Genomic DNA, 23,263 nt, shown 5'->3' with positions numbered 1-23,263 from the left:
CGCCCCGGCGCAGGCCGGGGCCGCTGTGTTCGGGGCGAACGGCTTGCCAATTCCCCAGCGGTCCCGGCCTGCGCCGGGACGACGAGCGGTTCGTCGCAGTCTCCGTTGTCGAACGCGACGTGACGCGGTAAGTTCGCCCTTCGTTCCGGGGGTCTGCGTTGAACACTATCGATATCCTGTTCGTCATCGTCGCTTTGCTGGCCGGGCTGGCGGCTGGCTGGTTCCTTGCCGGTCGCGGGGCGGCGGCGCTGCGTGTGGAGCGCGATGCGCGCGAGGCGGATTTCAAGCGGGCGATCGTCGATCTGGCGGGCGCGGAGGAGCGTGCGCGCGGGGCCGAGGCGCTGCGCGAGGCGCTGGAGGAGATGCGCGACGACCGCGACGCGGTGCGGCTCCAGAATACCGAGTTGCGCACGATCGCGGTCAATTTCGAGCAACGTTTCGAGGAGCGCAACGAGCAGGAGAATGCGCGCCTGAAGGATATCCGCGAGAGCCATGAGACGCGCGTGGCGGAATTGCTCAAGGCCAAGGAGCAGCTTTCGGCGCAATTCTCCGAAATCTCGGGCAAGTTGTTGATCGAGGCGCAGGAAAATTTCCTGAAGCGCGCCGACGAGCGTTTCCGCCAGTCCGAGGAGACGGCGGGGGCGAACCTCAAGTCGATGCTGCAACCCGTCAGCGACCGCCTGCTCAAATACGAGGAGAGCGTGACCAAGGTCGAGGCCGACCGGGTGAGCGCGTTCGACCAGTTGAAGGGCCAGTTGGAGGGGCTGCGCGTCGGGCAGGAGAAGGTGTCGAGCGAGGCCGCGAAGCTGGTCAATTCGCTCCGCAATGCGCCGAAATCGCGCGGACGCTGGGGCGAGCAGCAGTTGAAGAACGTGCTGGAGACCTGCGGACTTAGCGAACACACCGATTTCCGCACCGAGGTGAGCATCGACGGCGGCGATGAGGGGGGGCGGCTGCGCCCCGACGCGATCGTGCGCGTACCGGGCGGGCGCAGTCTCGTGATCGACGCGAAGGTGTCGCTCAACGCCTATCAGGATGCGTTCGGCGCGGTCGACGAGGAGGAGCGCAAGCGCGGGCTCGACCTGCACGCCGCCTCGATGCGTGCGCACGTCAACGGGCTCGGCAACAAGGCGTATTGGAGCCAGTTCGCCGACGCGCCCGACTATGTCATCATGTTCGTGCCGGGCGAGCATTTCCTCACCGCCGCGCTGGAACATGACCCGACGCTGTGGGACTTCGCCTTCGACAAGCGCGTGCTGCTGGCGACGCCGACCAATCTGATCGCGATCGCGCGGACGGTGGATGCGGTGTGGCGGCAGGAGAAGATGGCGAAACAGGCGGCCGAGATCGGCAAGCTCGGCAAGGAGATGCACGACCGGCTGGCGGTCGCGGCCGAGCATATGCGGGTTGTGGGGAGCGGGCTCGGGAGCGCGGTCAATCGCTACAACGATTTCGTCGGAAGTTTCGAGCGCAACGTGCTGAGCACGGGACGGAAGTTCCGCGATCTCAACATCGAATCGACGGCGAAGGAAATCCCGGAGCTGCAGCCGGTCGAGGCGCTGGCGCGCTACGGCGATGCGGTGGCGCCGGCGCTGGTCGCGCCGCCCGAGGTGGACGAGGCGGCGGAATAGTGTCGTTCATCTGAGGTTGGGATTGGCCGGAATAGGACAGCGACATGATCCGATCGATACCAGTGCGCTTTCGTTTCCTCCCGGCTGCGATTGTCCTTGCCGTCACGGCATCGCCCGCAGCTTTTGCCCAGACGCCAGCCGATACATCGACGCCGAGTGCGCCAACGGGTGACACGGTGCGCCTGACGGATTCGCAGCGCGATGCGATCCTGAACAGCAACACCGTCGAAAGCGCAGCGATCGCGCGTGGCGAGCAAGACCCTTCCGAGAACAGCGGACGGGGCATCCACGGCGAAATCAGCGCGATGATCGGATCGAACGGGACGCGCGGCGTGGCCGGCACGGCCGCGATTCCGCTCGGCAACAACGGGGGAGCCGTGGTGTCGTTCGAAAGTTCCCGCTTCGGCTATCCGACCAGACGTTGAGGTAGCGCAGTAACCCCAATCGTCACCCCAGCGAAAGCTGGGGTCTTTGTGGGGCGGGCGTAGCGGTCGAAACTGGGAGACCCCAGCTTTTGCTGGGGTGACGGTTGAGGTCAGGCGAGCGTGTCGAACATATCGCGCCACTCCGGGTTCGCCGCCTCGATCAGCTCGATCTTCCAGTCGCGTTTCCACGCTTTCAGCGCTTTCTCGCGCGCGATCGCTTCCTCGATCGTGTCGTAGGGCTCGGCGTACACCAGCGTCTTGATGCCGTAGCGGCGGCAGAAGGCGGAGCCGGTGTCGCGGCGATGCTGGTCGACGCGCGCCGCGAGATGCGCGGTAACGCCGATGTAGAGCATGCCGCGCGGCTTGCTCGCCATGATGTAGGGCCAGCCGCCGCGTGCCACCTGACGGGGGTATCGCGCCCTACTGGGAGATGCCAGCTTTCGCTGGCATGACGATTGCGGAGGGCGCTACCCCGCCGCCTTCGCCAGCCCCTTCGACAATTGCAGCGCGCCGTGCAGGCGGGCTTTCGGGTCGCCCCAGTTGCGCGTGACGACCAGCTTGCTGTCGGGGCGCAGCCGGGCCGCATCGCCGACGCGGGCGACCCAGGCGAGCAGGCCGTCGATGTTGGGCGGCTTGTCGTCGTGGAAGGTGACGAGCGCGCCGCGGGGCCCGACGTCGATCTTGGCGACGCAGGCCTTCTTGGCGTTGAGCTTGATCTCGATGAGGCGGACGAGGTTCTCGGTCGGATCGGGCAGCGGGCCGAAGCGGTCGATGAGTTCGGCGGCGAAGGCCTCGATCTCGTTGGCGTCGTCGAGATCGTTGAGGCGGCGGTAGAGGCCCATGCGCAGGTCGAGATCGGGGACGTATTCCTCGGGGATGAGGATCGGCGCGTCGACGGTGATCTGCGGCGAGAAGTCCTTCGGCCGGGCGAGCGCGCCGCCGGCCTTGGCCTCCATGATCGCCTCTTCGAGCATCGACTGGTAGAGTTCGTACCCTACCTCCTTGATATGCCCCGATTGTTCGTCGCCGAGCAGATTGCCCGCGCCGCGCTGGTCGAGATCGTGGCTGGCGAGCTGGAAGCCGCCGCCGAGGCTGTCGAGGTCGCTCAGCACCTTGAGGCGCTTCTCGGCGGTCTCGGTCATCGTGCGGTCGGCGGGGGTCGTCAGATAGGCGTAGGCGCGGATCTTCGCGCGACCGACGCGGCCCCTAAGCTGATAGAGCTGCGCGAGGCCGAAGCGATCGGCGCGGTGGATGATCATCGTGTTGGCGCTGGGGATGTCGAGCCCGCTTTCGACGATGGTGGTCGAGACCAGCACCTCGAACTTCTTGTCGTAGAAGGCGGACATGCGCTCCTCGACCTCGGTCGGCGCCATCTGGCCGTGTGCGACGACGTAGCGGATCTCGGGCACAGATTCGCGCAGGAATTCCTCGATCTCGGGCAGGTCGGCGATGCGCGGGGTGACGAAGAACGACTGGCCGCCGCGGTAGTGTTCGCGCAGCAAGGCCTCGCGCAGCACGACCGGATCCCAGGGCATGACATAGGTGCGCACCGCGAGGCGATCGACCGGCGGGGTCTGGATGACCGAGAGTTCGCGCAGGCCGCTCATCGCCATCTGGAGGGTACGCGGGATCGGCGTGGCGGTGAGGGTGAGGACGTGGACGTCGGTCTTGAGCGATTTGAGCCGCTCCTTGTGGGTGACGCCGAAGCGCTGCTCCTCGTCGACGATGACGAGGCCGAGGCGTTTGAACTCGATGCCCTTGGCGAGGATGGCGTGCGTGCCGACGACGACGTCGATCGTGCCGTCGGCGAGGCCCTCCTTGGTCGCCTTCGTCTCGGCGGCGGGGACGAGGCGCGAGAGGCGGCCGACCTTGATCGGGAAGCCTTCGAACCGCCCTGCGAAATTGGTGAAATGCTGGCGCGCGAGCAGGGTGGTGGGGCAGACGATCGCGACCTGCTTGCCCGCCATCGCCGCGGCGAAAGCGCCGCGCAAGGCGACCTCGGTCTTGCCGAAGCCGACGTCGCCGACGACGAGCCGGTCCATCGGCGTGCCCTTGGCGAGATCCTCGAGCACATCGCCGATCGCGCGGTCCTGATCGTCGGTTTCCTCATAGGGGAAGCGATCCACGAATTCGGCATAGCCGCTTTCCGCCTCGATCACGTCGGCGGGGCGCAGCGCGCGTTCGGCGGCGGTGGCGATGAGCTCACCCGCGATCTCGCGGATGCGCTCCTTCATGCGGCTCTTGCGGCGCTGCCACGCCTCGCCGCCGAGCTTGTCGAGCGATGCGCCCTCGGCGTCGGAGCCGTAGCGCGAGAGGACGTCGATATTCTCTACGGGGACGAAGAGCTTGTCGCCGCCTGCATAGCTCAGCGCGACGCAATCGTGCGGGCTCTGGCCGACGGGGATCGAGGTCAGCCCCTCGTAGCGGCCGATGCCGTGATCGACGTGGACGACGAGATCGCCGGGGGTGAGCATCGCCAGTTCGGCGAGGAAGGCGTCGGCGGATTTCTTGCGCTTCTGGCGGCGGACGAGGCGGTCGCCGAGCATGTCCTGCTCGGTGAGCAGCGCGACGGCGGGCGTGGTGAAGCCGTGATCGAGCGGCAGGATGATGAGCGCCGTGTTCGCCGCGCCCAGCGCCTCCTGCCAGGTCGCGACCTTGGTGGCACCCTTAAGGCCATGATCGGCGAGCAGCGTCGCCAGCCGCTCGCGCGCGCCGCCGGAATAGCTCGCGAGAATCGCCTTACGGCCTTGTTTCTTCAGCGCGGCGATATGATCGACCACCGCCTCGTAGACGTTGTTGCCGCTCACCCGGTCGGGGCCGAAATCGCGCGGGCCGTCGACCTGGAAATCGAGAACGGTGGCGGATTCGGGCTCGTGGAAAGGCGTGGTGAGGTGGGCGGGGGCGGCGGCCAGCAGCTCGGCGAATTCCTTCGCCTTGAGGTACAGCGCGTCGGGCGGCAGCGGGCGGTAGCTGCCGGGATCGCTGGACTGCGCCTTGACGCGGTTGGCGTGATAATCGGTGATCGCCTCGAACCGCTGCTCGGCGGCGGCGAGCACGCCCTGGTCGCGCACCAGCACCGCATCCGGGCCGAGATGCTCGAACAGGGTCGTCATCTTCTCTTCGAACAGCGGGAGCCAATGTTCCATGCCGGCGAGGCGGCGGCCCTCGCTGATGGCCTGATAGAGCGGGTCGCCGGTGGCGGTCGCACCGAAGCGCTCGCGATAACGACTGCGGAAGCGCTTGATGCTGTCCTCGTCGAGCAGCGTCTCGGAAGCCGGCAGCAGGGTGAAGCCGTCGATGCGGCCGGTGGTGCGCTGGTCGGCAGGGTCGAAGGTGCGGACCGATTCGATCTCGTCGCCGAAGAAATCGAGGCGGAGCGCATGATCCTCACCGCTCGGGAAGAGATCGACCAGCCCGCCGCGCACCGCGAACTCGCCCGAATCGGCGACGGTCTCGACGCGGACATAGCCGTTGGCCTGCAGGAGTGCGGCAAGCCGGTCGCGGCCGATCCGCTCCTTGGGTGCGAGCGTGGCGACGAGCTGGCGAATGCGGAACGGCGTCAGCGTGCGCTGCGCGGCGGCGTTGGCCGTGGTGACGACGAGCTGCGGGCGGTCGGGCTTCTGCTGGAGGCGGTGGAGGACGGCCATGCGCTCGGCCATGACGCGCAGCGTCGGCGAGGCGCGGTCGTAGGGCAGGCAGTCCCACGCCGGGAAGCTCAGCACCTCCAGATCGGGCGCGAAGATCGGTGCCGTCGCCGCGATCGCGCGCATCGCCGCCTCGTCGGGGGCGATGAACACGGCGCGGGGCGCCTTCTGCATTTGGGCAGCGCGGGCGAGATCGGCGAGCAGCCACGGCTCGAACCCCGTCGGCACGCCGGCGAGGGTGAGGGGGGACTTGGCGGTGAGGATCTGTTGGAGGTCGGGCATCTAGGAGGGTGAACCTAACATCCGTTCGCCCTGAGCTTGTCGAAGGGCTGCCCTTCTTCGGGCGTTGGAAAGGAAGTGCAGTGCTTCGACAGGCTCAGCACGAACGGAAATTACTTGGCGATCGGCACGTAATCGAGCGCGTTGAGCGCCTGCATGATCGAGCCGCGGTAACGCTCGGGCACGACATCGGTGCCGATGGCCCAGGCCATGATGTCGACGTCCTGCTCCTCGATAAGCTCTTCGAACAAAGCGATCTCGTCGTCGTTCCACTCGGCCGAGCGCGCGTCGAAGAAGCCGCCGATCAGCAGGTCGGCTTCCTTTACGCCGCGGTGATGCGCGCGGTAGTGCAGGCGTTTGAGGCGGATTTCGCGGTCCATGAGGCTTCCAACGGCAATTGGCCGGCGGCAGGAATTGCCGTCGGCGCATGAGACAACCCCCTTACCGTTCGGGCTGAGCCTGTCGAAGCCCTGTTCTTCTCTTCTACGGTCGAAAAGAGGTGCAGCCCTTCGACAAGCTCAGGGCGAACGGTTTAGGAGTGACCCCAGATAGTCATGCGCCCCGATATCCTCAATCCATTGTTCGCCGAAGTCACGGCGCTGAAGGGCGTCGGGCCGCAGCTCGCCAAGCCGCTGGAGCGGCTTGGGCTGAGCCGCGTGGTCGATGTGGCGTTCCATTTGCCGACCGGCTTCATCGACCGGGTGGCGCGCGACGAACTCGACATGGCCGATGCGGGGCGAACGATCGCGATCACGCTGACGGCGGTCGACTATCGTTCGAGCAACGGGCGAGGGCCGTCGCGGGTGCGCGCGGTCGATGCGAAGGGCAATTATGTCAGCCTGCTCTATTTCGGCGGGCATCCCGGCTGGGCGAAGAAGCTGCTGCCGACCGGCGAGCAGCGGCGCGTGTCGGGCAAGCTCGAGATGTACGGCGACGAGCTGCAGATGGTCCACCCGGACTATGTGCTGCCGATGGAAGAGGCCGAGCCGGGCGGTCGCGAGGCGATCTATCCCTTGAGCGAAGGCATGACGTCACGCCGGATGGGGCAGCTAACCGCGCAGGCGGTCGAGCGCGCGCCGGATCTGCCCGAGTGGATCGAGCCGGGCCTGCTGGCGAAACATGGCTGGCCCGGCTGGCGCGAGGCGCTGGCGCGGGTCCATGCCGATCCCGCCGATACGGTGGCGCGGACGCGGCTCGCCTATGACGAGCTGTTCGCCAACCAGCTCGCGCTGATGCTGGTGCGGCAATCGTCGCGCGGGCGGCGGGGGCGGGCGCTGGCGGGCGATGGACGGCTGCGCGATATGCTGCGGCTGCCGTACCAGTTGACGGGCGCTCAGGCGCGGACGGTGCGCGAGATCGAGGGCGATCTCGAGCAGGCGCAACCGATGCTGCGGCTGTTGCAGGGCGATGTCGGCGCGGGCAAGACTTTGGTGGCGGCGCTGGCGATGCTGGTCGCAGTCGAGGCGGGGGCGCAGGCCGCGCTGCTCGCGCCGACCGAAATCCTCGCGCGGCAGCATTACGAGTCGCTGCGGAAACTGTTCGCGGGCCTGCCGGTCGAGATCGCGGTGCTGACCGGGCGCGACAAGGGGCGACCGCGCGAGGCGACCTTGATGGGGCTGGCCGACGGCTCGATCAACATCCTGATCGGAACGCACGCGATCTTTCAGGAGGCGGTGGCCTACAAGGATCTCGGGCTGGTGGTGGTCGATGAGCAGCACCGCTTCGGCGTCGCGCAGCGGATGATGCTGCAGGCCAAGGCGCAGACTGCGCCGCACCTGCTGGCGATGACCGCGACACCGATCCCGCGCACGCTGACGCTCGCCAATTACGGCGAGATGGATGTCAGCCGGCTCGACGAGATGCCGCCGGGCCGCCAGCCGATCGAGACGCGCGTGATCTCGCAGGACCGGCTGAGCGATGTGGTCGATGCGCTGGGGCGGCATCTGTCGGATGGGGGGCAGGCCTATTGGGTGTGCCCGCTGGTGGAGGAGAGCGCCAAGAGCGACCTTGCCGCCGCCGAGGATCGTGCGGCGACGCTGCAGGCGCGGTTCGGGGAGCGGATCGGGCTCGTTCACGGTCGCATGAAGGGGCCGGAGAAGGACGCGGTGATGGCCGCCTTCTCCTCGGGCGCGCTGAGCGTGCTGGTGGCGACGACCGTGATCGAGGTCGGCGTCGATGTGCCCAACGCGACGCTGATCGTGATCGAACATGCCGACCGTTTCGGGCTCGCGCAGCTCCACCAGTTGCGCGGGCGGGTGGGGCGAGGGACGGGGAAATCGAACTGCCTGCTGGTGCGTTCGGGGGCGCTCGGCGAGACGGCGCGGGCGCGGCTGGCGCTGATGCGCGAGACCAATGACGGCTTCCGCATCGCCGAGGAGGATCTCAAGCTGCGCGGCTCGGGCGAGTTGCTCGGCACGCGGCAATCGGGGGAGGAGGGCTTCCGGCTGGTCGATCCCGAAATGCTCGGGGAGCTGCTGCCGGTGGCGCATGACGATGCGCGGCTGCTGATCGATCGCGACGGCGGGCTCGACGGGCCGCGCGGGACGGCGGCGCGGCTCGCGCTCTATCTGTTCGAGCGCGACGCGGGGGTGGCGCTGCTGCGGTCGGGGTAAACCCACCAGATCCGTTCGCCCTGAGCGAAGTCGAAGCCTGTCCTGAGCGGCTGGCTTTGCCAGCCAGCCGAAGGGGGCGTATTTTGGGGCACGTGCTTCGACTTCGCTCAGCACGAACGGTGAGAGGGATCAGCCCCGGATCAGCGCGGCGAGCATTTCGTAATAGACCGGCAGCGCGATCACTTCGGTGAACTCGACGCCGATGCGGCCGCCGAGCGACCAGCGGACTTCGGCCTCGACATTGCCGGCGGCGGGCAGGGCGATGCGCAGGCGGTCGCCCTCGACCAGCTCGGCCTCGCAGCGCGCCATCAGGCCCTTGGCGGAGGTGTTGACGATCAGCACCGGAAAGGCGCGGCCCTGCGCGTCCGACGCGCGCGAGCGATAATGGACGGCGTCGCGCTCGACTTCGCGAAGATCGACCTTAAGGCGTTGAGCGTAGCGCATATTTTTCGTCCGTTATATTCTCGACCGTGTTCGAAAACTACGCCCGAGGCATGAACCACGACGAAACAGACATGCTTAACGCAGTCTTGCGCACTAGTAGATTGGTCTAACCGCCAGCAGATTCCGGGACCAGAATCCCGTGATGCTTCTTGCCCGCCGCGATCCGCACGCCTTCCGCGCCGACGGTGATGACGAGGCCTTCGTCGCTTACCTTGTCGGCACCCACGCGGGCGCCGCCGCCCTTGATGAGACGCTTCGCCTCACCTTTGGAGGCGACCAGGCCGAGGCCGACCAAAGCGTCGAGGATGTTGATCGACCCGGTGACGGCGAGCGTCGGCAGCGCGTCTCCAGCGGCACCTTCCTCGAAGGTTTTGCGCGCGGTCTCGGCGGCGTCGCGTGCGGAGTCCTCGCCCCGGCACAAAGCGGTCGCGGCGTTGGCGAGGGCGACCTTGGCGGCGTTGATCTCCGCGCCTTCCAGCGCCTCGAGCCGCGCGATCTCGTCGAGCGGCAGATCGGTGAACAGGCGCAGGAAGCGGCCGACGTCGCGGTCGTCGGTGTTGCGCCAGAACTGCCAGTAATCATACGCGGGCAGCGCATCCTCGTTGAGCCAGATCGCGCCCGACATGGTCTTGCCCATCTTGCCGCCGTCCGCCGTGGTGATCAGCGGGGTGGTGAGGCCGAACACGCTTTCGCCCGCGACGCGGCGGGTGAGCTCGATGCCGTTGACGATGTTGCCCCACTGGTCCGATCCGCCCATCTGCAGGCGGCAGTCGAAGCGGCGCGACAGCTCCAGGAAGTCGTAGCCCTGCAGGATCATGTAGTTGAATTCGAGGAACGACAGCGACTGTTCGCGATCGAGCCGGAGCTTCACGGAATCGAAGCTGAGCATGCGGTTGACCGAGAAATGCTGGCCGATCTCGCGCAGGAAGGGGATGTACTCCAGCTTGTCGAGCCACTCGGCATTGTCGACCATGATCGCGTCCGACGGCCCGTCGCCGAAGGTCAGGAAGCGTTCGAACACGCGCTTGATCGAGGCGATGTTGTCCGCGATCACTTCGTCCGTCAGCAGCTTGCGTGCCTCGTCCTTGAACGAGGGGTCGCCGATCTTGCCGGTGCCGCCGCCCATCAGGACGATCGGCTTGTGGCCGGTCTGCTGCATCCGGCGCAGCATCATGATCTGCACGAGGCTGCCGACGTGGAGCGACGGCGCGGTCGGATCGAAGCCGATATAGCCGGGCACGACCTGCTTCGCCGCAAGCGCATCGAGCGCGGCGGCATCGGTAAGCTGGTGGATATAGCCGCGCGAGGCGAGCAGCGTGAGCAGGTCGGACGTGTGTTCGGTCATGGTGGCGCGGCGCTTAGCATGGCGCGCCGGGGTGGCAAAGGTGACGAAACGCCTTCCTCAGCGCGGCAATTGCCCCAGCGGATCGACGGGCGTGCGGCCTTTGCGCAGTTCGAAATGCACCTCGGGCTGCGTCGCGAGGCCGGTTTCGCCGGACAGCGCGATGGTCTGGCCGCGCTTCACCGCCTGCCCGCGCTGGACGAGCAACTGGCTGGCGTGGCCGTAGACGCTGTTCCAATTGTCGCCGTGCTTGAGGATGACGACGCCGCCGAGGTTCGGCACTTCGCTGCCGACATAGGCGACGGTGCCGTCGGCGGCGGCGAGGATCGGCGTGTTCTTCGGCACGGCGATCTTGATGCCGTTGTATTTCTCGCCGCTGGCATTGCCGGGGCCGAAATGCGCGACGACGCGGCCCTGCACCGGCCATTCGAAGCCGCCGCGCAGCCGTGACGGTGCGGTGATCGCCGCCGTCGAGGGCAAAGCGCGGCGCGGCGTGGTGAAGGCGGGCGTGGTGCGCTGATTGGTCGCGAGCGCGGGTTCGCCGCCGGTCAGGATGTCGTCGATATCGAGGCGGAAAGCGGCGGCGCGCTCGGCGGCGGTGCGCGGCGTGGCGGGCGTCGAGGCGTCGCCGGGGATCAGCACGCGCATGCCGACGCGCAGGGTATAGGGCTCGACGAGGTCGTTCGCATCGACGATCCGGTGCCAGTCGATACCGTAGGCGCGGGCGATGGCGATGCCGGTCTGGCCGGCGCGGACGAGGTGATAGCGGCCGGCGGGAATGGTCAGGCGCTGGCCGGGGCGGATCGTGAAGGGCGGCGGCAGATCGTTGGCGCGCGCGATCGCTTCCGATCCCGCGCCGGTGCGCTCCGCGACCTGGCGCAGCATGTCGCCTGCACGAACGGTGTAGCTGGTCGCATCGACGCTCTGCGCATCGGGCGTGACGGGCTGCGCGCGCCAGGCGGGCGGCGGCGCGGGCAGCGCGGAGACGCCGTCGTCATAGCGCGGGCGCTCGTACTGGTCGTCGGCCGGATCGCGGTAATCGCGGCGGTCGTCGGCGCGATCCTGCTGCGGATACTCGTCGCGCCGATCGTACCGGGGATCGTAGCGCGGATCGTCGCGGCGGTCGGCCTGAGGACGATCATATTGGGGATTGTAATAGGGGTCCGGCCGGTCGGTCTGCGGGATACATCCCCCCAGCGCGCCCGCCACGAGGATCAGCAACACGCGATATACTCCGCAACTGGCCTGCCATGGTCTCATGGCAGCCCTGCTAGACGCGGTCAGGCAAATTTTTCGTTAAGCATAACCAGCGAGGCGTAATGCGTCAGGTCGAGATGGAGCGGCGTGACGGTGACATAGCCCTGCTCGATCGCCTCGAGGTCGGTCGCTTCCATCGGCGTATGCGGGATGCGGCCGAGGTTGAGCCAGTAATAATCGAAGCCGCGCGGATCCTTGCGCTTGTCGAGCTTCACGCGGCCGTAGTCGCGCAGGCCTTGTGCGACGACGCGGACGCCCTTCACATCATCGGGCGCGACCGGCGGGAAGTTGACGTTGACGAGCGTGCGGTGACCGAGCGGCGCGTCGAGCAGGGGGCGCAGAACCCGCTCTCCCCAGACTTCGGCGGCGGCGAAGCTGACGTCGGCACCCAGGCCGGTCGTTTCGTAGCGCTGGCTGAGCGCGATCGAGCGGATGCCGGCCTGCGCGCCCTCCATCGCGGCGGCAACGGTGCCCGAATAGCTGACGTCCTCGCCGAGATTTGCGCCGCGATTGACGCCGGAGAGGATGAGGTCGGGCTTGGCATCCTTCATGATCTCACCGAGCGCGAACATCACCGCGTCGGTTGGCGTGCCGGTGACGGCCCAGCGCTTCTCTCCGAAATTGCGCAGGCGGACGGGCTCGGTAAGGGTCAGCGAGCGGCCCTTGCCCGATTGTTCCTCGATCGGCGCGACGATGGTGATGTCGTCCGAGATGGTGCGCGCGATGCGTTCGAGTACGGCGAGGCCGGGGGCGTGGATGCCGTCGTCGTTGGAGAGGAGAATGCGCATTACCTGAACCCCGTTCGCCCTGAGCCTGTCGAAGCCTGTCCTGAGCGGCTGGCTTTGCCAGCCAGCCGAAGGGGGCTGCCCTTCTTGGCACGAAGAAAGGGCAGGGCTTCGACAAGCTCAGCCCGAACGGAATTTGGAAGGATGCGCATTTTCTAATCCTCCCTCGCGCAGCGGGGGAGGGGGACCGCCGCAGGCGGTGGAGGGGGCGTTTCCGCAAGCGCTGCGCTCGCGGCCCGGCCCCCTCCGTCATGCTGCGCACGCCACCTCCCCCGCTGCGCGAGGGAGGATAGAAAGGCGTTCATGCGCGCGGCTCCAGCCGGTTGAGGCCCTTGAGGTAGGGTTGCAGCACCTCGGGCACGGCGACCGATCCGTCCTCCTGCTGGTAATTCTCCAGCACCGCGACGAGCGTCCGCCCGACCGCGAGGCCGGAGCCGTTGAGCGTGTGGACGAACTTCGTGCCCTTCTCTTCCGCAGGGCGGTAGCGCGCGTTCATGCGGCGCGCCTGGAAATCGGTGCAGGTCGAGCAGCTCGAAATCTCGCGGTAGCGGTCCTGCCCCGGCAGCCACACTTCGAGATCGTAGGTGCGCGCGGCGGAGAAACCCATGTCGCCGGTGCAGAGCTTCATGCGGCGGAACGGCAGGCCGAGCGCGGTGAGGATGCCCTCGGCGCAGGCGGTCATGCGCTCGTGTTCGTCGTCGGACTTCTCGGGCGCGACGATCGAGACCATTTCGACCTTGTCGAACTGGTGCTGGCGGATCAGCCCGCGCGTGTCGCGCCCGGCCGCGCCGGCTTCCGAGCGGAAGCAGGGGGTGAGCGCGGTGAAGCGCAGCGGCAGCTCGCCTTCGTTCAGGATCTTGTTCGCGACGATGTTGGTCAGGCTCACCTCTGCGGTGGGGATCAGCCAGTGATCCTCGCCGACCTTGAACAGATCCTCGGCGAACTTGGGCATCTGGCCGGTGCCGAAGAGGGCGTCGTATTTGACGAGGACGGGCGGAGCGACTTCCTCATAGCCGTGCTCGCCGCTGAGCATGTCGAGCATGAACTGGCCGAGCGCGCGGGAGAGCTTCGCGGCGGCCCCGCGCAGCAGCGTGAAGCGCGAGCCGGAGAGCGCGACGCCCGCGTCGAAATCGAGGCCGAGCGCGGGGCCGATCGCGTCATGCTCCTTCACCGCGAAGGCGAAGCTGGGCGGCGTACCGTGCGTGGCGACCAGCACGTTCTCGTCCTCGTCCTTGCCCTGCGGCACGTCGGCGAGGGGGGCGTTGGGAAGCGCGGAGAGCTTGCGGTTGAGCTTGTCGGCGATCGCTTTCTCCTCGGCCTCGATCTCGGGCAGGCGCTCCTTGATGGCGGCGACCTCCTTCATCAGATCGCCCGGATCGTCGCGACGCGATTTCACCGCACCGATCTCCTTCGAGGCCTCGTTGCGGCGGGCCTGTGCGACCTGCGCCTCGGTCATCAGCGCGCGGCGCTTCTCGTCGAGCGCGATCAGCCCGCCCGCCACCGGCGCGAGGCCACGCCGGGCCAGCGCTGCGTCGAATGCTTTCGGGTCTTCGCGGATGAGACGGATATCGTGCATGGCCGGGCTATGGCGGCGAGGGCGGGCGGGCGCAACCCGCCGTACCGCCCGCGCGTTCACCCTCTCCACGATATTGGAGAGAGATCATGCACATCCCCCATGACGCAGCCGTGCTGGTGCTGGACGGGCGCAAGCTGCTGTTGCTGCGCAACGAGGGCGACGACGTCTATCCCAACCTGGTCGTGGAACACGCGCGCGAACATGCCGACGAGCCCGACCGCGAGATCAAGACCGGGCCGGCGGGGCGCTCACCTGGCGGGCCGGGGCCGGGCGGGTCGGCCGTCGGCGAGACCGATTTCCACCGCCAGAACGAGGAGCGCTTCGCCGCGGATGCCGGATTGCTGCTGAAGGAGAAGGCGCTGTCGAACGATTTTGAGTCGCTGATCGTCGTCGCGCCGCCGCGCACGCTCGGCGTGTTGCGGACGCACTACCATTCGGAGGTGAAAGCGCGGTTGAAGGGCGAGATCGACAAGGATCTGACCGATCATCCGATCCCGGACATCGAGAAGGCGATCAAGGCGGCCTGAAACGCGCGTCACCCGATCCCGTCACCCCAGCGAAAGCTGGGGTCTCGCGGTGATAGCGCGCGCGCTGGCCCCATGAGACCCCAGCGTTCGCTGGGGTGACGATGGGCGCTCAGGGGGGCGCTCAGGCCTCTGCTTCGACCGACTTCTTGGCGAAGCGCTTGCGGCCGACCAGCGCGGCTGCGGCGGCACCGAACAGCAGCACCATCGGCGGCGCGGGGACCGGCGCAGGTGGGCCGCCCGGACCACCCGGAGGACCACCGGGGCCGCCCGGATGGCCGGGATGACCAGGATGGCCGCTGGAGCTTGGGAAACCGTGGCTGCTCGACGCATAGCTGCTCGAGCCGCTCGACGCGCTCGACGTGGACGTGCTGCCCGAGGCCGAAGAGGTGACGTTGCCGCTCGACGACGAGGAGGTCGACGAGGATACGTTGCCGCTCGAGCTCGACGAGGTCGAGGACGCCGAGGAGACGTTGCCGCTCGACGAGGATGAGACGTTGCCGCTCGACGACGAGGACACGTTGCCGCTCGACCCGCCCGAGGCCGACGAGACGTTGCCGCTCGAACCGCCCGAGGAAGAGGTGCTGGAGACGTTCGCGCCGCCGGTCGAGGTGGAGGAGCCGCCGCTTGCCGACGACGTGGACGACCCGCCCGATCCGCCACTGGCCGACGAGGTCGATCCGCCGCTCGACGACGAGGTCGAGGAGATGACGATGCCGCCGCTGCCCGAGCTGCCGCCGCCGCCGAACGAGCCGCCGAAGAAGCCGCCGCCACCGCCGAAACCGCCGCCGAAGCCGCCACCGCCGCCGATCACGGCGAGACCGCCGCCACCGCCGCCGCCGCTATAGGGCTGCGCGTCGGGAAGCGGCATCGGGATCGGCGCGCCCTGGCTCGTCATTGTGACGACGGCGGGCGGGCAGGACGCGACCGTCTTGGTCACGACTCGGCGAACCTTGCCGCCGCTTGCCACCGCCGTGCGGCGGACGACTCGCTTGGTCGCTTTCTGAACATACGCCGGCTTGGGGTGCGACACCTCGGCGACGTGGACTGCTCCACCGCCGACGATCGCGCCGCCACACGTGCAGGCACACAATTTTGCCAAGGCCATCCGCACCGACATGATCTAACTCTTTCGTTGCCATCATCCCGAGGGAATCCGGGCCATGAATACTTCAGCGGTGAGCCGCTACTTGCCTAAAGAAGCCAACAAAAAGTTAAGTTCAATAGTCTTAACCAAACATTCGGACCTATTCTGTTGACGTGAAGCAACTTTGCCGAGCGGGATATGGTTAACGTATCGTCATGATACGGTTTCGCGCGTGTTCAGATTTCAGTGAAGTTGTTGTTAACCATATTTGCCGGCGGGCCCCTCCATCCGTGAGCGAGGGCGTCGCGTGGCGGGTTGCTTGTGGTGGGCGAAGCGCATGGCTATAGGCGCGCTCATAGAGGGGCTCGGCCCGGATGGATTTGGGCCCTGTAGCGCGTGGCCCGAGGGGCGTTCGGGCAGTGATTGGATGGCGACGGTCTTGATTAGGCTAGATGAACCCGCGAGTTTCGAACCGCCTGCGGCGGGTGGTGAAGGTGGAGACGGATATCGGCCCAGCGCCGAAGAACCCTTCATGAATCCACGCCAGCAGGCGTATTTCCGCGACAAGCTGCAGAACTGGAAGGACGCGATCCTGAAGGAGTCGGCAGGCACGCTGTCGCAGCTCCAGATCGATTCGCTGCGCGAGGCGGACCTGACCGACCGCGCATCGAGCGAGACCGACTGGTCGATCGAGCTGCGCACGCGCGACCGGCAACGCAAGCTGATCTCCAAGATCGACGCGGCGCTGCGGCGGATCGAGGAAGGCGAGTACGGCTATTGCGAAGTGACCGGCGAGCCGATCTCGCTCGGCCGCCTCGAAGCGCGCCCGATCGCGACGATGACGGTCGAGGCGCAGGAGCGCCACGAACGCCACGAGAAAATCTCGCGCGAGGACTGATTTAAGCCGCGCGGCTCCGCGTGTTTTAAAGAGTTCGACACGTTTTCGGTCTAGGTCCGATCCCGACACGCAAGCGTAGCGACGGAAGTGATGGACCAGATTTCGAACGGACCCAACGAAGGCACCGACGCCGAGGGCTATGGCCCCGAGCGGATGAAGCCGCGCGACAGCCTGTTCCTGATGTCGATCCTCAACGTCATCGGATCGACGCGCGAGACGGCGCTGCCGGTGCGCGTGCGCAACCTTGCGCCAGGCGGGCTGATGGCGGAATATCCGCGCGGTCTGGACGAAGGCACGGCGGTGGAATTCGATCTGCGCGGTGTGGGCTGGGTCAACGGCACGGTGGCCTGGTCGAGCGAGGGGCGGATCGGCGTGTCGTTCGAGCGGCCGATCGATCCGCTGGCGGCGCGCAAGCCGGTGGGCGGCGCCAAGTCGAAATAAGCCTGTATCGGGCTGGGCCCGGACGGCAGAACCGCCCGAGCCGCTCCGGCGATCAGACGATCGTCATTTCTTCCTTTACCCGGAGCTTTTGCTTCTTGAGCGCGGCCAACATCGCGCTATCAGGCAGGGGTCGTTGCGACTCGGCGCTGATCTTTCGTTCGAGGACTGCATGCTTGGCCTCAAGGGCCTCGAAATGCGCGGTCTGCATGAAAGCGTTCCTCCTTCGTTCGGTGGCAGGGGAACGAAGTACATCACGATCCGGGTTAATTGTCTGCCCCTGATTCGCCGCAATTCGACACGTTGAGGCAAATCGTGCGACGACCCGTTTTGGGGTCTCGCCCGAACCGCTCTATTTGCTAAGTCTGGGCCGGGAATCGGGGGACGGATGGACGGCACTGTCATCGGCAAGCGGCTCGAGACGCTCAGGATCGAACATCGCGACCTCGACACCGCGATCGGCGCGCTGATCGATGGCGGCTCGGCCGATCAGCTTCAGCTCGCCCGCTTCAAGAAACGCAAATTGCGGCTCCGCGACGAGATCGCAATGCTCGAGGATCAGATGATCCCCGATATAATCGCGTGATGTTTGAGGGAGATGCGGGCCCCCGGCCCGGAGTGGGCGTAGCGGATTGGGACGCTGCTCCGCGACAGCCCCTATACCGCAGCGGAACCGATTGTGTCACCACATCGTCATGAGGGGAATGACGACCGACTCGCGAATCCATGATCGCCTGATCGACGTGCTGTACGTCGATGCGATGGTGCTCGCGGACGAAGCGCGCAGCTATTTCGACGAGGGCGGGAAGAGCGACCGCGAGGGCCTCGATCCGCTCGCGCGCGTGTCGTTCAGTTGCGAATCGTTGAAGGTGACGACGCGACTGATGCACGTCATCGCCTGGCTGCTGACGCAGCGGGCCGTGGGCGTCGGCGAGATGGCGCCGCGCGACGCGCTCGATCCCTCACGCCGGCTCGGCCCCGCGCCGGTCAGCGAGCCGGCTGCGGTGGCGGCGCTGCCGGGGCGGGCGCAGGCGCTGATCGCGTCGAGCGCGGAACTGTACCGCCGTGTCGGCCTGCTCGACGAGGCGCAGGTCGGGGAGCTTGTCGTCGAAAGTCCGGTGCGATCGATGCAGGACCGGCTGGCGCTCGCCTTCTAGTCGATCCGCTTCAGGTCGCGCGCGAAACTCTTCGCTCTTTCCACATAGCCGTCGGCCGACACGCGGAGCTTGGCGATCTCGGCGTCGCTGAGCGCGCGGGCCACCCTGGCGGGGCTGCCGAGGATCAGGCTGCCGGGCGGGAAGCTCTTGCCCTCGGTGACCAGCGCGCCCGCGCCCACCAGAGAATCCGCGCCGATCTTCGCCCGATTGAGGATGGTCGCGCCCATACCGACCAGCACCCGGTCGGCGATCGTGCAGCCGTGGAGGATGGCGTGGTGGCCGATCGTGCAGTCCGCGCCGACGGTGCAGGGCACGCCGGGATCGGAGTGCAGCATCGCCCCCTCCTGCACATTGCTACGGTCGCCGACCCGGATCGCGGTGTTGTCGGCGCGGATGACCACGCCGAACCATATGCTGGCATCCTCACCGATGTGGACGTCGCCGATCACATCGGCGCTCGGCGCGACCCAGGCGGTCGCGGCGAGCGCGGGCTGCGCATCGGCGGTGGCGTAGAGGGGCATATACATCTCCCGTTCGCCCCGAGCTTGTCGAAAGGGCTGACCTTCTTCGCTTAGAGAGAAGTGCAGTGCTTCGACAAGCTCAGCACGAACGGAAGAAAATCACTCCTTCAGGCAGGCCACCACCGCGGTGATCGCCACGCTCGTATCCGCCACATCGCGGACCTTGATCGAATCGATCCCCGCCGCGCGCACCGGATCGTCATTGCCGCCGGGATAGATGGCGTCGCCCATGAACAGGATGTTCTCGAAAGCGATACCGGCATGTTCGCACAGGCGGCGCATGCCATACGCCTTGTCGATGCCCGCGCGGGTGATGTCGACCGAGGTCGCGCCGCCGATGTTGACCGAGTGATCGGGGATCATCGTCTTGAGGATGCCCTGCAGCTTGCGACGCTTTTCCTGCTTGGGATCCCAATGTTCCTTGGCCTCGAGCGGCGCCTGCTGACCGAGTGCCGAGAGGGTGATCTGGCTGCCGCGATCCTCAATACGCTCGCCCCAGGTCTGCTCGCCGCCGAAGCCGGCCTCGTCCCAGGCCTTGTTGAGCGCGGTCAGGATCTGGTCGCGCTCCTCGGGCGTGAAGGCGTCGTTGTAGATCGCGTTCCATTTGCCGTCCTGAAAGCGGAACAGCTTGGTGCCTGTCGTCGGCATGATGAACAGCCGTTCGAGCTTCGCGTCGGGCTGCATCCGGCCCACAACCTGCTTTTCGAACTGCGGCCAGTCGCCGCCGGAGATCACCGCGACGCTGGCGACGTCGAGCAGGCGCTTGAGCAGCAGGCTCATCTCGTCGCCGATCGCCTGTTTGCTCTCCGCGAGCGTACCGTCGAGATCGAACGCAATCATAGTCTTCATGAAATCTGCTCCCCGCTGGCGAGCCTGTCCTCGCCGATACGCTGCTCAAAGGAAAGGGGCCCAAAGAAAAGGGCGCTCCACACCGGGAACGCCCTTTTCCACCCCTGTTGCCCGGACGAAGCCGGGCAAAGGCGCTTACTTCTTCGCGTCGACCGCCTTCTGGACGTTGTCGGCCTTGGCCTCGCCCGCATCGCGGACGTTGTCGGCGAGGTCGTGCGCATTGTCGGCGGCATTCTCGAGCACGTCGGACGCGGTGGCGTTCGAGGTGTTGTCCGCTGCGGCGTCCAGATTGTCAGCGCCGGCGTCGATATTGTCGGCCATGGCGTCGGAATTGTTGATGACGGCCGAAGCTTCCGGGCCCTTGCCGCAGGCTGCGAGCGACATCAGGCCGGCGCCGACGAGAACCAGAGCGATCTTCTTCATGCGGGTACTCCCTAAGCATGTTCTTTACCGCAACCGGCAACATCTGCCGGCGCGAGCGAGGTTTAACCAGCGCGGAGGCGTAACGTCCAAAAATCGATCCGTATCCCTGCGCGGAAAAATCAGCGATTTCAGGGCCACGTTTCAAGGCTTGGCGGGAACCGGCCCGATCTCCTCGGGAGCATCCGCCACGGTGGCGAGCATCGCCGTCCAGGCCGCAACGTTCTGGCGAAGCTGCTCGGGGTCGATACGGTCGAGCGTGTCCTCGGGCGTGTGGTGCCAGTCGAAATAGCGCAGCGCCGACTGGTGGAGATCGATCCCCGCGACGCCGAGCGCGAGCGTCGGGCCGACGTCGGTGCCGCCGTGGACGTCCTCCCGCCCGCGCACCACGCCGATCGGCGCGAGCGCGACCGCGATCCGGTCGCCGACCGCCTTGGCGCTCTCCGGGAAGTTCGTGCTGACCTTCCAGACGTTGTCCGCGCCGGAATCCGATTCCGCCGCGAGCGCATGGCGTTCGTCGGCATGCGCCTTGGCATAGGCGATGCCGCCCCAGCCGCCGGTCTCCTCGTCGCCGAACCACACGACGCGGATCGTGCGGCGGTGCCGCCCCGCATCCATAAGCCGCTTCGCCGCCGCCGTGGTGATGGCGATGCCCGCGCCGTCGTCGATCGCGCCGGTGCCGAGATCCCAGCTGTCGAGATGCCCGCCGATGGTGATGATGCCCGCCTTGGGATCGGTGCCCGGCACCTCCGCCACGACATTGCCCGAGGTGCGCGTGCCGACGAATTTCGGCGTCAGCGTGAGGTGCAGCGTGACGGTTTTGCCGCGCTTCACGATCCGCTCGAGATTTTCGGCATCGGCGACGGAGAGTGCGGCGGCGGGGATGGGGGCCACGCCGGGTTCGAAATTGGTGCCGCCCGCGTGCGGCCCGCGCCCGCGATCGGTGCCGATTGAACGGATGACGATCGCAGCCGCTCCCTTCTTCGCCGCGAGGTTCGGCCCGAGGAACCGCGCGATGCCGTTGGAGCCATAGCCTGACCCATCCTGCGTCGCCTGCATCGCGTTGGAGACGAAGGCGATCTTGCCCTTCAGGCTGCCCTCGGGCGCGAGCATCAGGTCGTTGACCGTCTCGAAATACACGATCGGCGCGGTGAGGCCCTCGGCCGGGGTCGCGCCCGAATTTCCGAGCGCGGTGAGGCGCAATGGCTGGGGGAAGGGCGATACCACCTCGGCGGTCTCGACGCCGCGTTCCCAGATGTTGTTGAGGTCGTACGGCTCGATGCGGACGTTCTTGAAGCCGAGCTTTTTGAGTTTGGCCACCGCCCATTCGCGTGCGCGGCCTTCGGCCTCCGATCCGTCGGGGCGCGGGCCGATCTCGGTGGTGATGCCCTCGACGATGTCCCACGCCACATCGTCCTTCAGCGCTGCATCGCGCAGCGCCGCGACCTTGGGATCGGGCGCGACCGGCGCGGGCATGGCGCGCCGCGCATTGGCGGTGTTGCCGGTCTGCGCCTGTGCGGCGGTGGAGAAGGTGAGGGCGGTTGCTGCGAGCAGCGCGGGGAGGATTTTGCTCATGGCGCGCAGGCGTAATGATGCGTGGCAGGTTTGCCAATCGCCGACCCGCTCGCTACATGCGCGATCGCAAATTCCCCGCATTCAGACAGACCGGAGCACGACCCGACATGGCCGCTCAATACGCCTTTGTCACGAAGGACATGACCAAGACCTTCCCCGGCGCCCCCAAGCCGGTGCTGGCGAACATCAACCTGCAATTCTATCAGGGCGCGAAGATCGGCATCGTCGGGCCAAACGGCGCCGGCAAATCGACGCTGATGAAGATCATGGCGGGCGTCGACAAGGATTACACGGGTGAGGCGTGGGCCGGCGAGAACATCACCGTCGGCTATCTCGAGCAGGAGCCCGAGCTCGACCCGACCAAGACCGTGCTGGAGAACGTCAAGGACGGCGCGCGCGAGACCGCCGATCTGGTCGATCGCTTCAACGCGATCTCGGCGGAAATGGGCGATCCCAAGGACGACACCGATTTCGACAAGCTGATGGAAGAGATGGGCGAGCTTCAGGCCAAGATCGACGCGGTCGACGGCTGGAGCCTCGACAGCCAGCTCGAACTGGCGATGGAGGCGCTGCGCTGCCCGCCGTCGGATTCGCCCGTCACCAGCCTGTCGGGCGGTGAGAAGCGCCGCGTGGCGCTCACCCGCCTGCTGATCCAGAAGCCGTCGATCCTGCTGCTCGACGAACCGACCAACCACCTCGATGCCGAAAGCGTCGAATGGCTTGAGAACCACCTCAAGGAATATGCCGGTGCGGTGCTTATGATCACCCACGATCGCTATTTCCTCGACAATGTCGTCGGCTGGATCCTGGAGATCGATCGCGGCAAGTATTTCCCGTACGAGGGCAATTACTCGACCTACCTCGAGAAGAAATCCAAGCGCCTCGAACAGGAGGAGCGCGAGGAATCGAGCCGCCAGACCGCGATCAAGAACGAGCTCGAATGGATCCGGCAGGGTGCCAAGGCGCGCCAGACCAAGTCCAAGGCGCGCATCGCCAAGTTCGACCAGCTCGTCGAGCAGCAGTCGAACCGCAAGCCGACCGGCGCGCAGATCGTCATCCAGGTGCCGGAGCGGCTCGGCGGCAAGGTGATCGAGGTCGAGAACATCTCCAAGGCGTATGGCGACAAGCTGCTGTTCGAGGATCTGTCGTTCACGCTGCCGGCGGGCGGCATCGTCGGCGTGATCGGGCCGAACGGCGCGGGCAAGTCGACGCTCTTCAAGCTCATCATCGGCCAGGAAGAGCCCGACACCGGCACGGTCGAGAAGGGCTCGACCGTGCGGCTCGGCTATGTCGACCAGAGCCGCGATCACCTCGATCCGTCGAAGAACGTCTGGGAGGAAATCTCCGACGGGCTCGATTACATGAAGGTCAACGGCCACGACCAATCGACGCGCGCGTACGTGGGCGCGTTCAACTTCAAGGGCGCCGACCAGCAGAAGAACGTCGGCAAGCTCTCGGGCGGCGAGCGGAACCGCGTCAACATCGCCAAGATGCTGAAGCGCGGCGGCAACGTCCTGCTGCTCGACGAGCCGACCAACGATCTCGACGTCGAGACGCTGGGTGCGCTGGAGGAGGCGATCGAGAATTTCGCGGGCTGCGCGGTGGTGATCAGCCACGATCGCTTCTTCCTCGATCGCCTCGCGACGCACATCCTTGCCTTCGAGGGCAACAGCCATGTCGAGTGGTTCGAGGGTAACTTCGAAAGCTACGAGGAAGACAAGCGCCGCCGCCTGGGCGACGCTGCGGATCGGCCGACCGCGCTGGCGTACAAGAAGCTGACGCGTTGAGTCGCACCTGCA

23 protein-coding genes are annotated in these 23,263 nt (G+C 66.8%); 9 read left to right on the top strand and 14 right to left on the bottom strand.

Going from position 1 to position 23,263, the window contains the following annotated elements; genetic code table 11:
• Nucleotides 1-158: 158 nt before the first annotated feature.
• Complete coding sequence (locus Q5H94_RS18840) at nt 159-1,631, top strand: DNA recombination protein RmuC (RefSeq protein WP_304562796.1); 1,473 nt, start codon at nt 159-161, stop codon at nt 1,629-1,631.
• A 62-nt stretch (nt 1,632-1,693) separates the two neighbouring features.
• The gene (locus tag Q5H94_RS18835) at nt 1,694-2,056 is read left to right on the top strand and encodes a hypothetical protein (RefSeq protein WP_304562795.1); all 363 of its coding nucleotides are present in this window, start codon (nt 1,694-1,696) and stop codon (nt 2,054-2,056) included.
• A 110-nt stretch (nt 2,057-2,166) separates the two neighbouring features.
• On the opposite strand, the gene Q5H94_RS18830 is transcribed toward Q5H94_RS18835, so the two are convergent.
• The 3 genes from Q5H94_RS18830 to Q5H94_RS18820 all read right to left on the bottom strand — a co-directional run bounded on the left by Q5H94_RS18830 (nt 2,167) and on the right by Q5H94_RS18820 (nt 6,359).
• A complete protein-coding gene (locus Q5H94_RS18830) occupies nt 2,167-2,457 on the bottom strand; it encodes a GIY-YIG nuclease family protein (protein ID WP_304562794.1) in 291 nt (96 codons plus the stop codon).
• 66 nt (nt 2,458-2,523) lie between these two features.
• On the bottom strand, nt 2,524-5,982 hold the full coding sequence (gene mfd, locus Q5H94_RS18825; RefSeq protein ID WP_304562793.1) for a transcription-repair coupling factor: 3,459 nt from the start codon (nt 5,980-5,982) through the stop codon (nt 2,524-2,526).
• Between the two features lie 110 nt (nt 5,983-6,092).
• Entirely contained in the window at nt 6,093-6,359 is a 267-nt protein-coding gene (locus tag Q5H94_RS18820) for an FAD assembly factor SdhE (RefSeq protein ID WP_304562792.1), read from the bottom strand.
• A 174-nt stretch (nt 6,360-6,533) separates the two neighbouring features.
• Here Q5H94_RS18820 and recG point away from each other — a divergent pair, with 174 nt between their 5' ends.
• A complete protein-coding gene (gene recG, locus Q5H94_RS18815) occupies nt 6,534-8,591 on the top strand; it encodes an ATP-dependent DNA helicase RecG (protein ID WP_304562791.1) in 2,058 nt (685 codons plus the stop codon).
• A 129-nt stretch (nt 8,592-8,720) separates the two neighbouring features.
• Here recG and Q5H94_RS18810 read toward each other — a convergent pair whose 3' ends face one another.
• From Q5H94_RS18810 to serS, 5 genes are all read right to left on the bottom strand, one after another.
• Nucleotides 8,721-9,035, bottom strand: a complete 315-nt coding sequence (locus Q5H94_RS18810; RefSeq protein ID WP_304562790.1) for a PilZ domain-containing protein — start codon at nt 9,033-9,035, stop codon at nt 8,721-8,723.
• Between the two features lie 106 nt (nt 9,036-9,141).
• On the bottom strand, nt 9,142-10,380 hold the full coding sequence (tyrS, locus tag Q5H94_RS18805) for a tyrosine--tRNA ligase (RefSeq protein ID WP_304562789.1): 1,239 nt from the start codon (nt 10,378-10,380) through the stop codon (nt 9,142-9,144).
• Between the two features lie 57 nt (nt 10,381-10,437).
• Nucleotides 10,438-11,601 (bottom strand): M23 family metallopeptidase, encoded by a 1,164-nt coding sequence (locus Q5H94_RS18800; protein ID WP_304562788.1) that lies wholly within the window; start codon nt 11,599-11,601, stop codon nt 10,438-10,440.
• 56 nt (nt 11,602-11,657) lie between these two features.
• Nucleotides 11,658-12,422, bottom strand: a complete 765-nt coding sequence (gene surE, locus Q5H94_RS18795; RefSeq protein WP_304562787.1) for a 5'/3'-nucleotidase SurE — start codon at nt 12,420-12,422, stop codon at nt 11,658-11,660.
• 298 nt (nt 12,423-12,720) lie between these two features.
• A complete protein-coding gene (gene serS, locus Q5H94_RS18790; RefSeq protein ID WP_304562786.1) occupies nt 12,721-13,995 on the bottom strand; it encodes a serine--tRNA ligase in 1,275 nt (424 codons plus the stop codon).
• 86 nt (nt 13,996-14,081) lie between these two features.
• Between serS and Q5H94_RS18785 the strand changes: the two genes are divergently transcribed.
• Entirely contained in the window at nt 14,082-14,522 is a 441-nt protein-coding gene (locus tag Q5H94_RS18785; protein WP_304562785.1) for a host attachment family protein, read from the top strand.
• A gap of 121 nt (nt 14,523-14,643) precedes the next feature.
• Here the strand turns inward: Q5H94_RS18785 and Q5H94_RS18780 are convergent, their stop codons facing one another.
• Nucleotides 14,644-15,639 carry a hypothetical protein gene (locus Q5H94_RS18780; protein WP_304562784.1) on the bottom strand — a complete coding sequence of 332 codons (996 nt, stop codon included), beginning with the start codon at nt 15,637-15,639 and terminating at the stop codon, nt 14,644-14,646.
• Between the two features lie 394 nt (nt 15,640-16,033).
• Between Q5H94_RS18780 and dksA the strand changes: the two genes are divergently transcribed.
• Entirely contained in the window at nt 16,034-16,504 is a 471-nt protein-coding gene (gene dksA, locus Q5H94_RS18775; protein ID WP_304562783.1) for an RNA polymerase-binding protein DksA, read from the top strand.
• Between the two features lie 90 nt (nt 16,505-16,594).
• Nucleotides 16,595-16,945, top strand: coding sequence for a PilZ domain-containing protein (locus tag Q5H94_RS18770; protein WP_304562782.1), 351 nt, complete (start codon nt 16,595-16,597; stop codon nt 16,943-16,945).
• A 52-nt stretch (nt 16,946-16,997) separates the two neighbouring features.
• Here Q5H94_RS18770 and Q5H94_RS18765 read toward each other — a convergent pair whose 3' ends face one another.
• Nucleotides 16,998-17,153 (bottom strand): YdcH family protein, encoded by a 156-nt coding sequence (locus Q5H94_RS18765; RefSeq protein ID WP_304562781.1) that lies wholly within the window; start codon nt 17,151-17,153, stop codon nt 16,998-17,000.
• 177 nt (nt 17,154-17,330) lie between these two features.
• Here Q5H94_RS18765 and Q5H94_RS18760 point away from each other — a divergent pair, with 177 nt between their 5' ends.
• Together Q5H94_RS18760 and Q5H94_RS18755 are read left to right on the top strand one after the other, a co-directional pair.
• Nucleotides 17,331-17,528 (top strand): YdcH family protein, encoded by a 198-nt coding sequence (locus Q5H94_RS18760; protein WP_304562780.1) that lies wholly within the window; start codon nt 17,331-17,333, stop codon nt 17,526-17,528.
• A 118-nt stretch (nt 17,529-17,646) separates the two neighbouring features.
• Complete coding sequence (locus tag Q5H94_RS18755; RefSeq protein ID WP_431312194.1) at nt 17,647-18,099, top strand: DUF1465 family protein; 453 nt, start codon at nt 17,647-17,649, stop codon at nt 18,097-18,099.
• Here Q5H94_RS18755 and Q5H94_RS18750 read toward each other — a convergent pair.
• The 4 genes from Q5H94_RS18750 to Q5H94_RS18735 all read right to left on the bottom strand — a co-directional run bounded on the left by Q5H94_RS18750 (nt 18,096) and on the right by Q5H94_RS18735 (nt 21,464).
• On the bottom strand, nt 18,096-18,620 hold the full coding sequence (locus Q5H94_RS18750) for a gamma carbonic anhydrase family protein (protein ID WP_304562778.1): 525 nt from the start codon (nt 18,618-18,620) through the stop codon (nt 18,096-18,098). The genes Q5H94_RS18755 and Q5H94_RS18750 overlap by 4 nt on opposite strands.
• A 99-nt stretch (nt 18,621-18,719) precedes the next feature.
• Nucleotides 18,720-19,469 carry an HAD-IIB family hydrolase gene (locus Q5H94_RS18745; RefSeq protein WP_304562777.1) on the bottom strand — a complete coding sequence of 250 codons (750 nt, stop codon included), beginning with the start codon at nt 19,467-19,469 and terminating at the stop codon, nt 18,720-18,722.
• Between the two features lie 135 nt (nt 19,470-19,604).
• Nucleotides 19,605-19,892, bottom strand: a complete 288-nt coding sequence (locus tag Q5H94_RS18740) for a hypothetical protein (RefSeq protein WP_304562776.1) — start codon at nt 19,890-19,892, stop codon at nt 19,605-19,607.
• Between the two features lie 141 nt (nt 19,893-20,033).
• Complete coding sequence (locus tag Q5H94_RS18735) at nt 20,034-21,464, bottom strand: M20/M25/M40 family metallo-hydrolase (RefSeq protein WP_304562775.1); 1,431 nt, start codon at nt 21,462-21,464, stop codon at nt 20,034-20,036.
• 107 nt (nt 21,465-21,571) lie between these two features.
• Between Q5H94_RS18735 and ettA the strand changes: the two genes are divergently transcribed.
• A complete protein-coding gene (gene ettA / locus Q5H94_RS18730; protein WP_304562774.1) occupies nt 21,572-23,251 on the top strand; it encodes an energy-dependent translational throttle protein EttA in 1,680 nt (559 codons plus the stop codon).
• Nucleotides 23,252-23,263 lie beyond the last annotated feature (12 nt).

It is taken from the genome of Sphingomonas immobilis, assembly GCF_030580995.1.
Classification (GTDB): domain Bacteria; phylum Pseudomonadota; class Alphaproteobacteria; order Sphingomonadales; family Sphingomonadaceae; genus Sphingomonas; species Sphingomonas immobilis.
The sequence above is the reverse complement of the archived record's forward strand: the minus strand, read 5'-3'. Positions and strand labels throughout refer to the sequence as shown.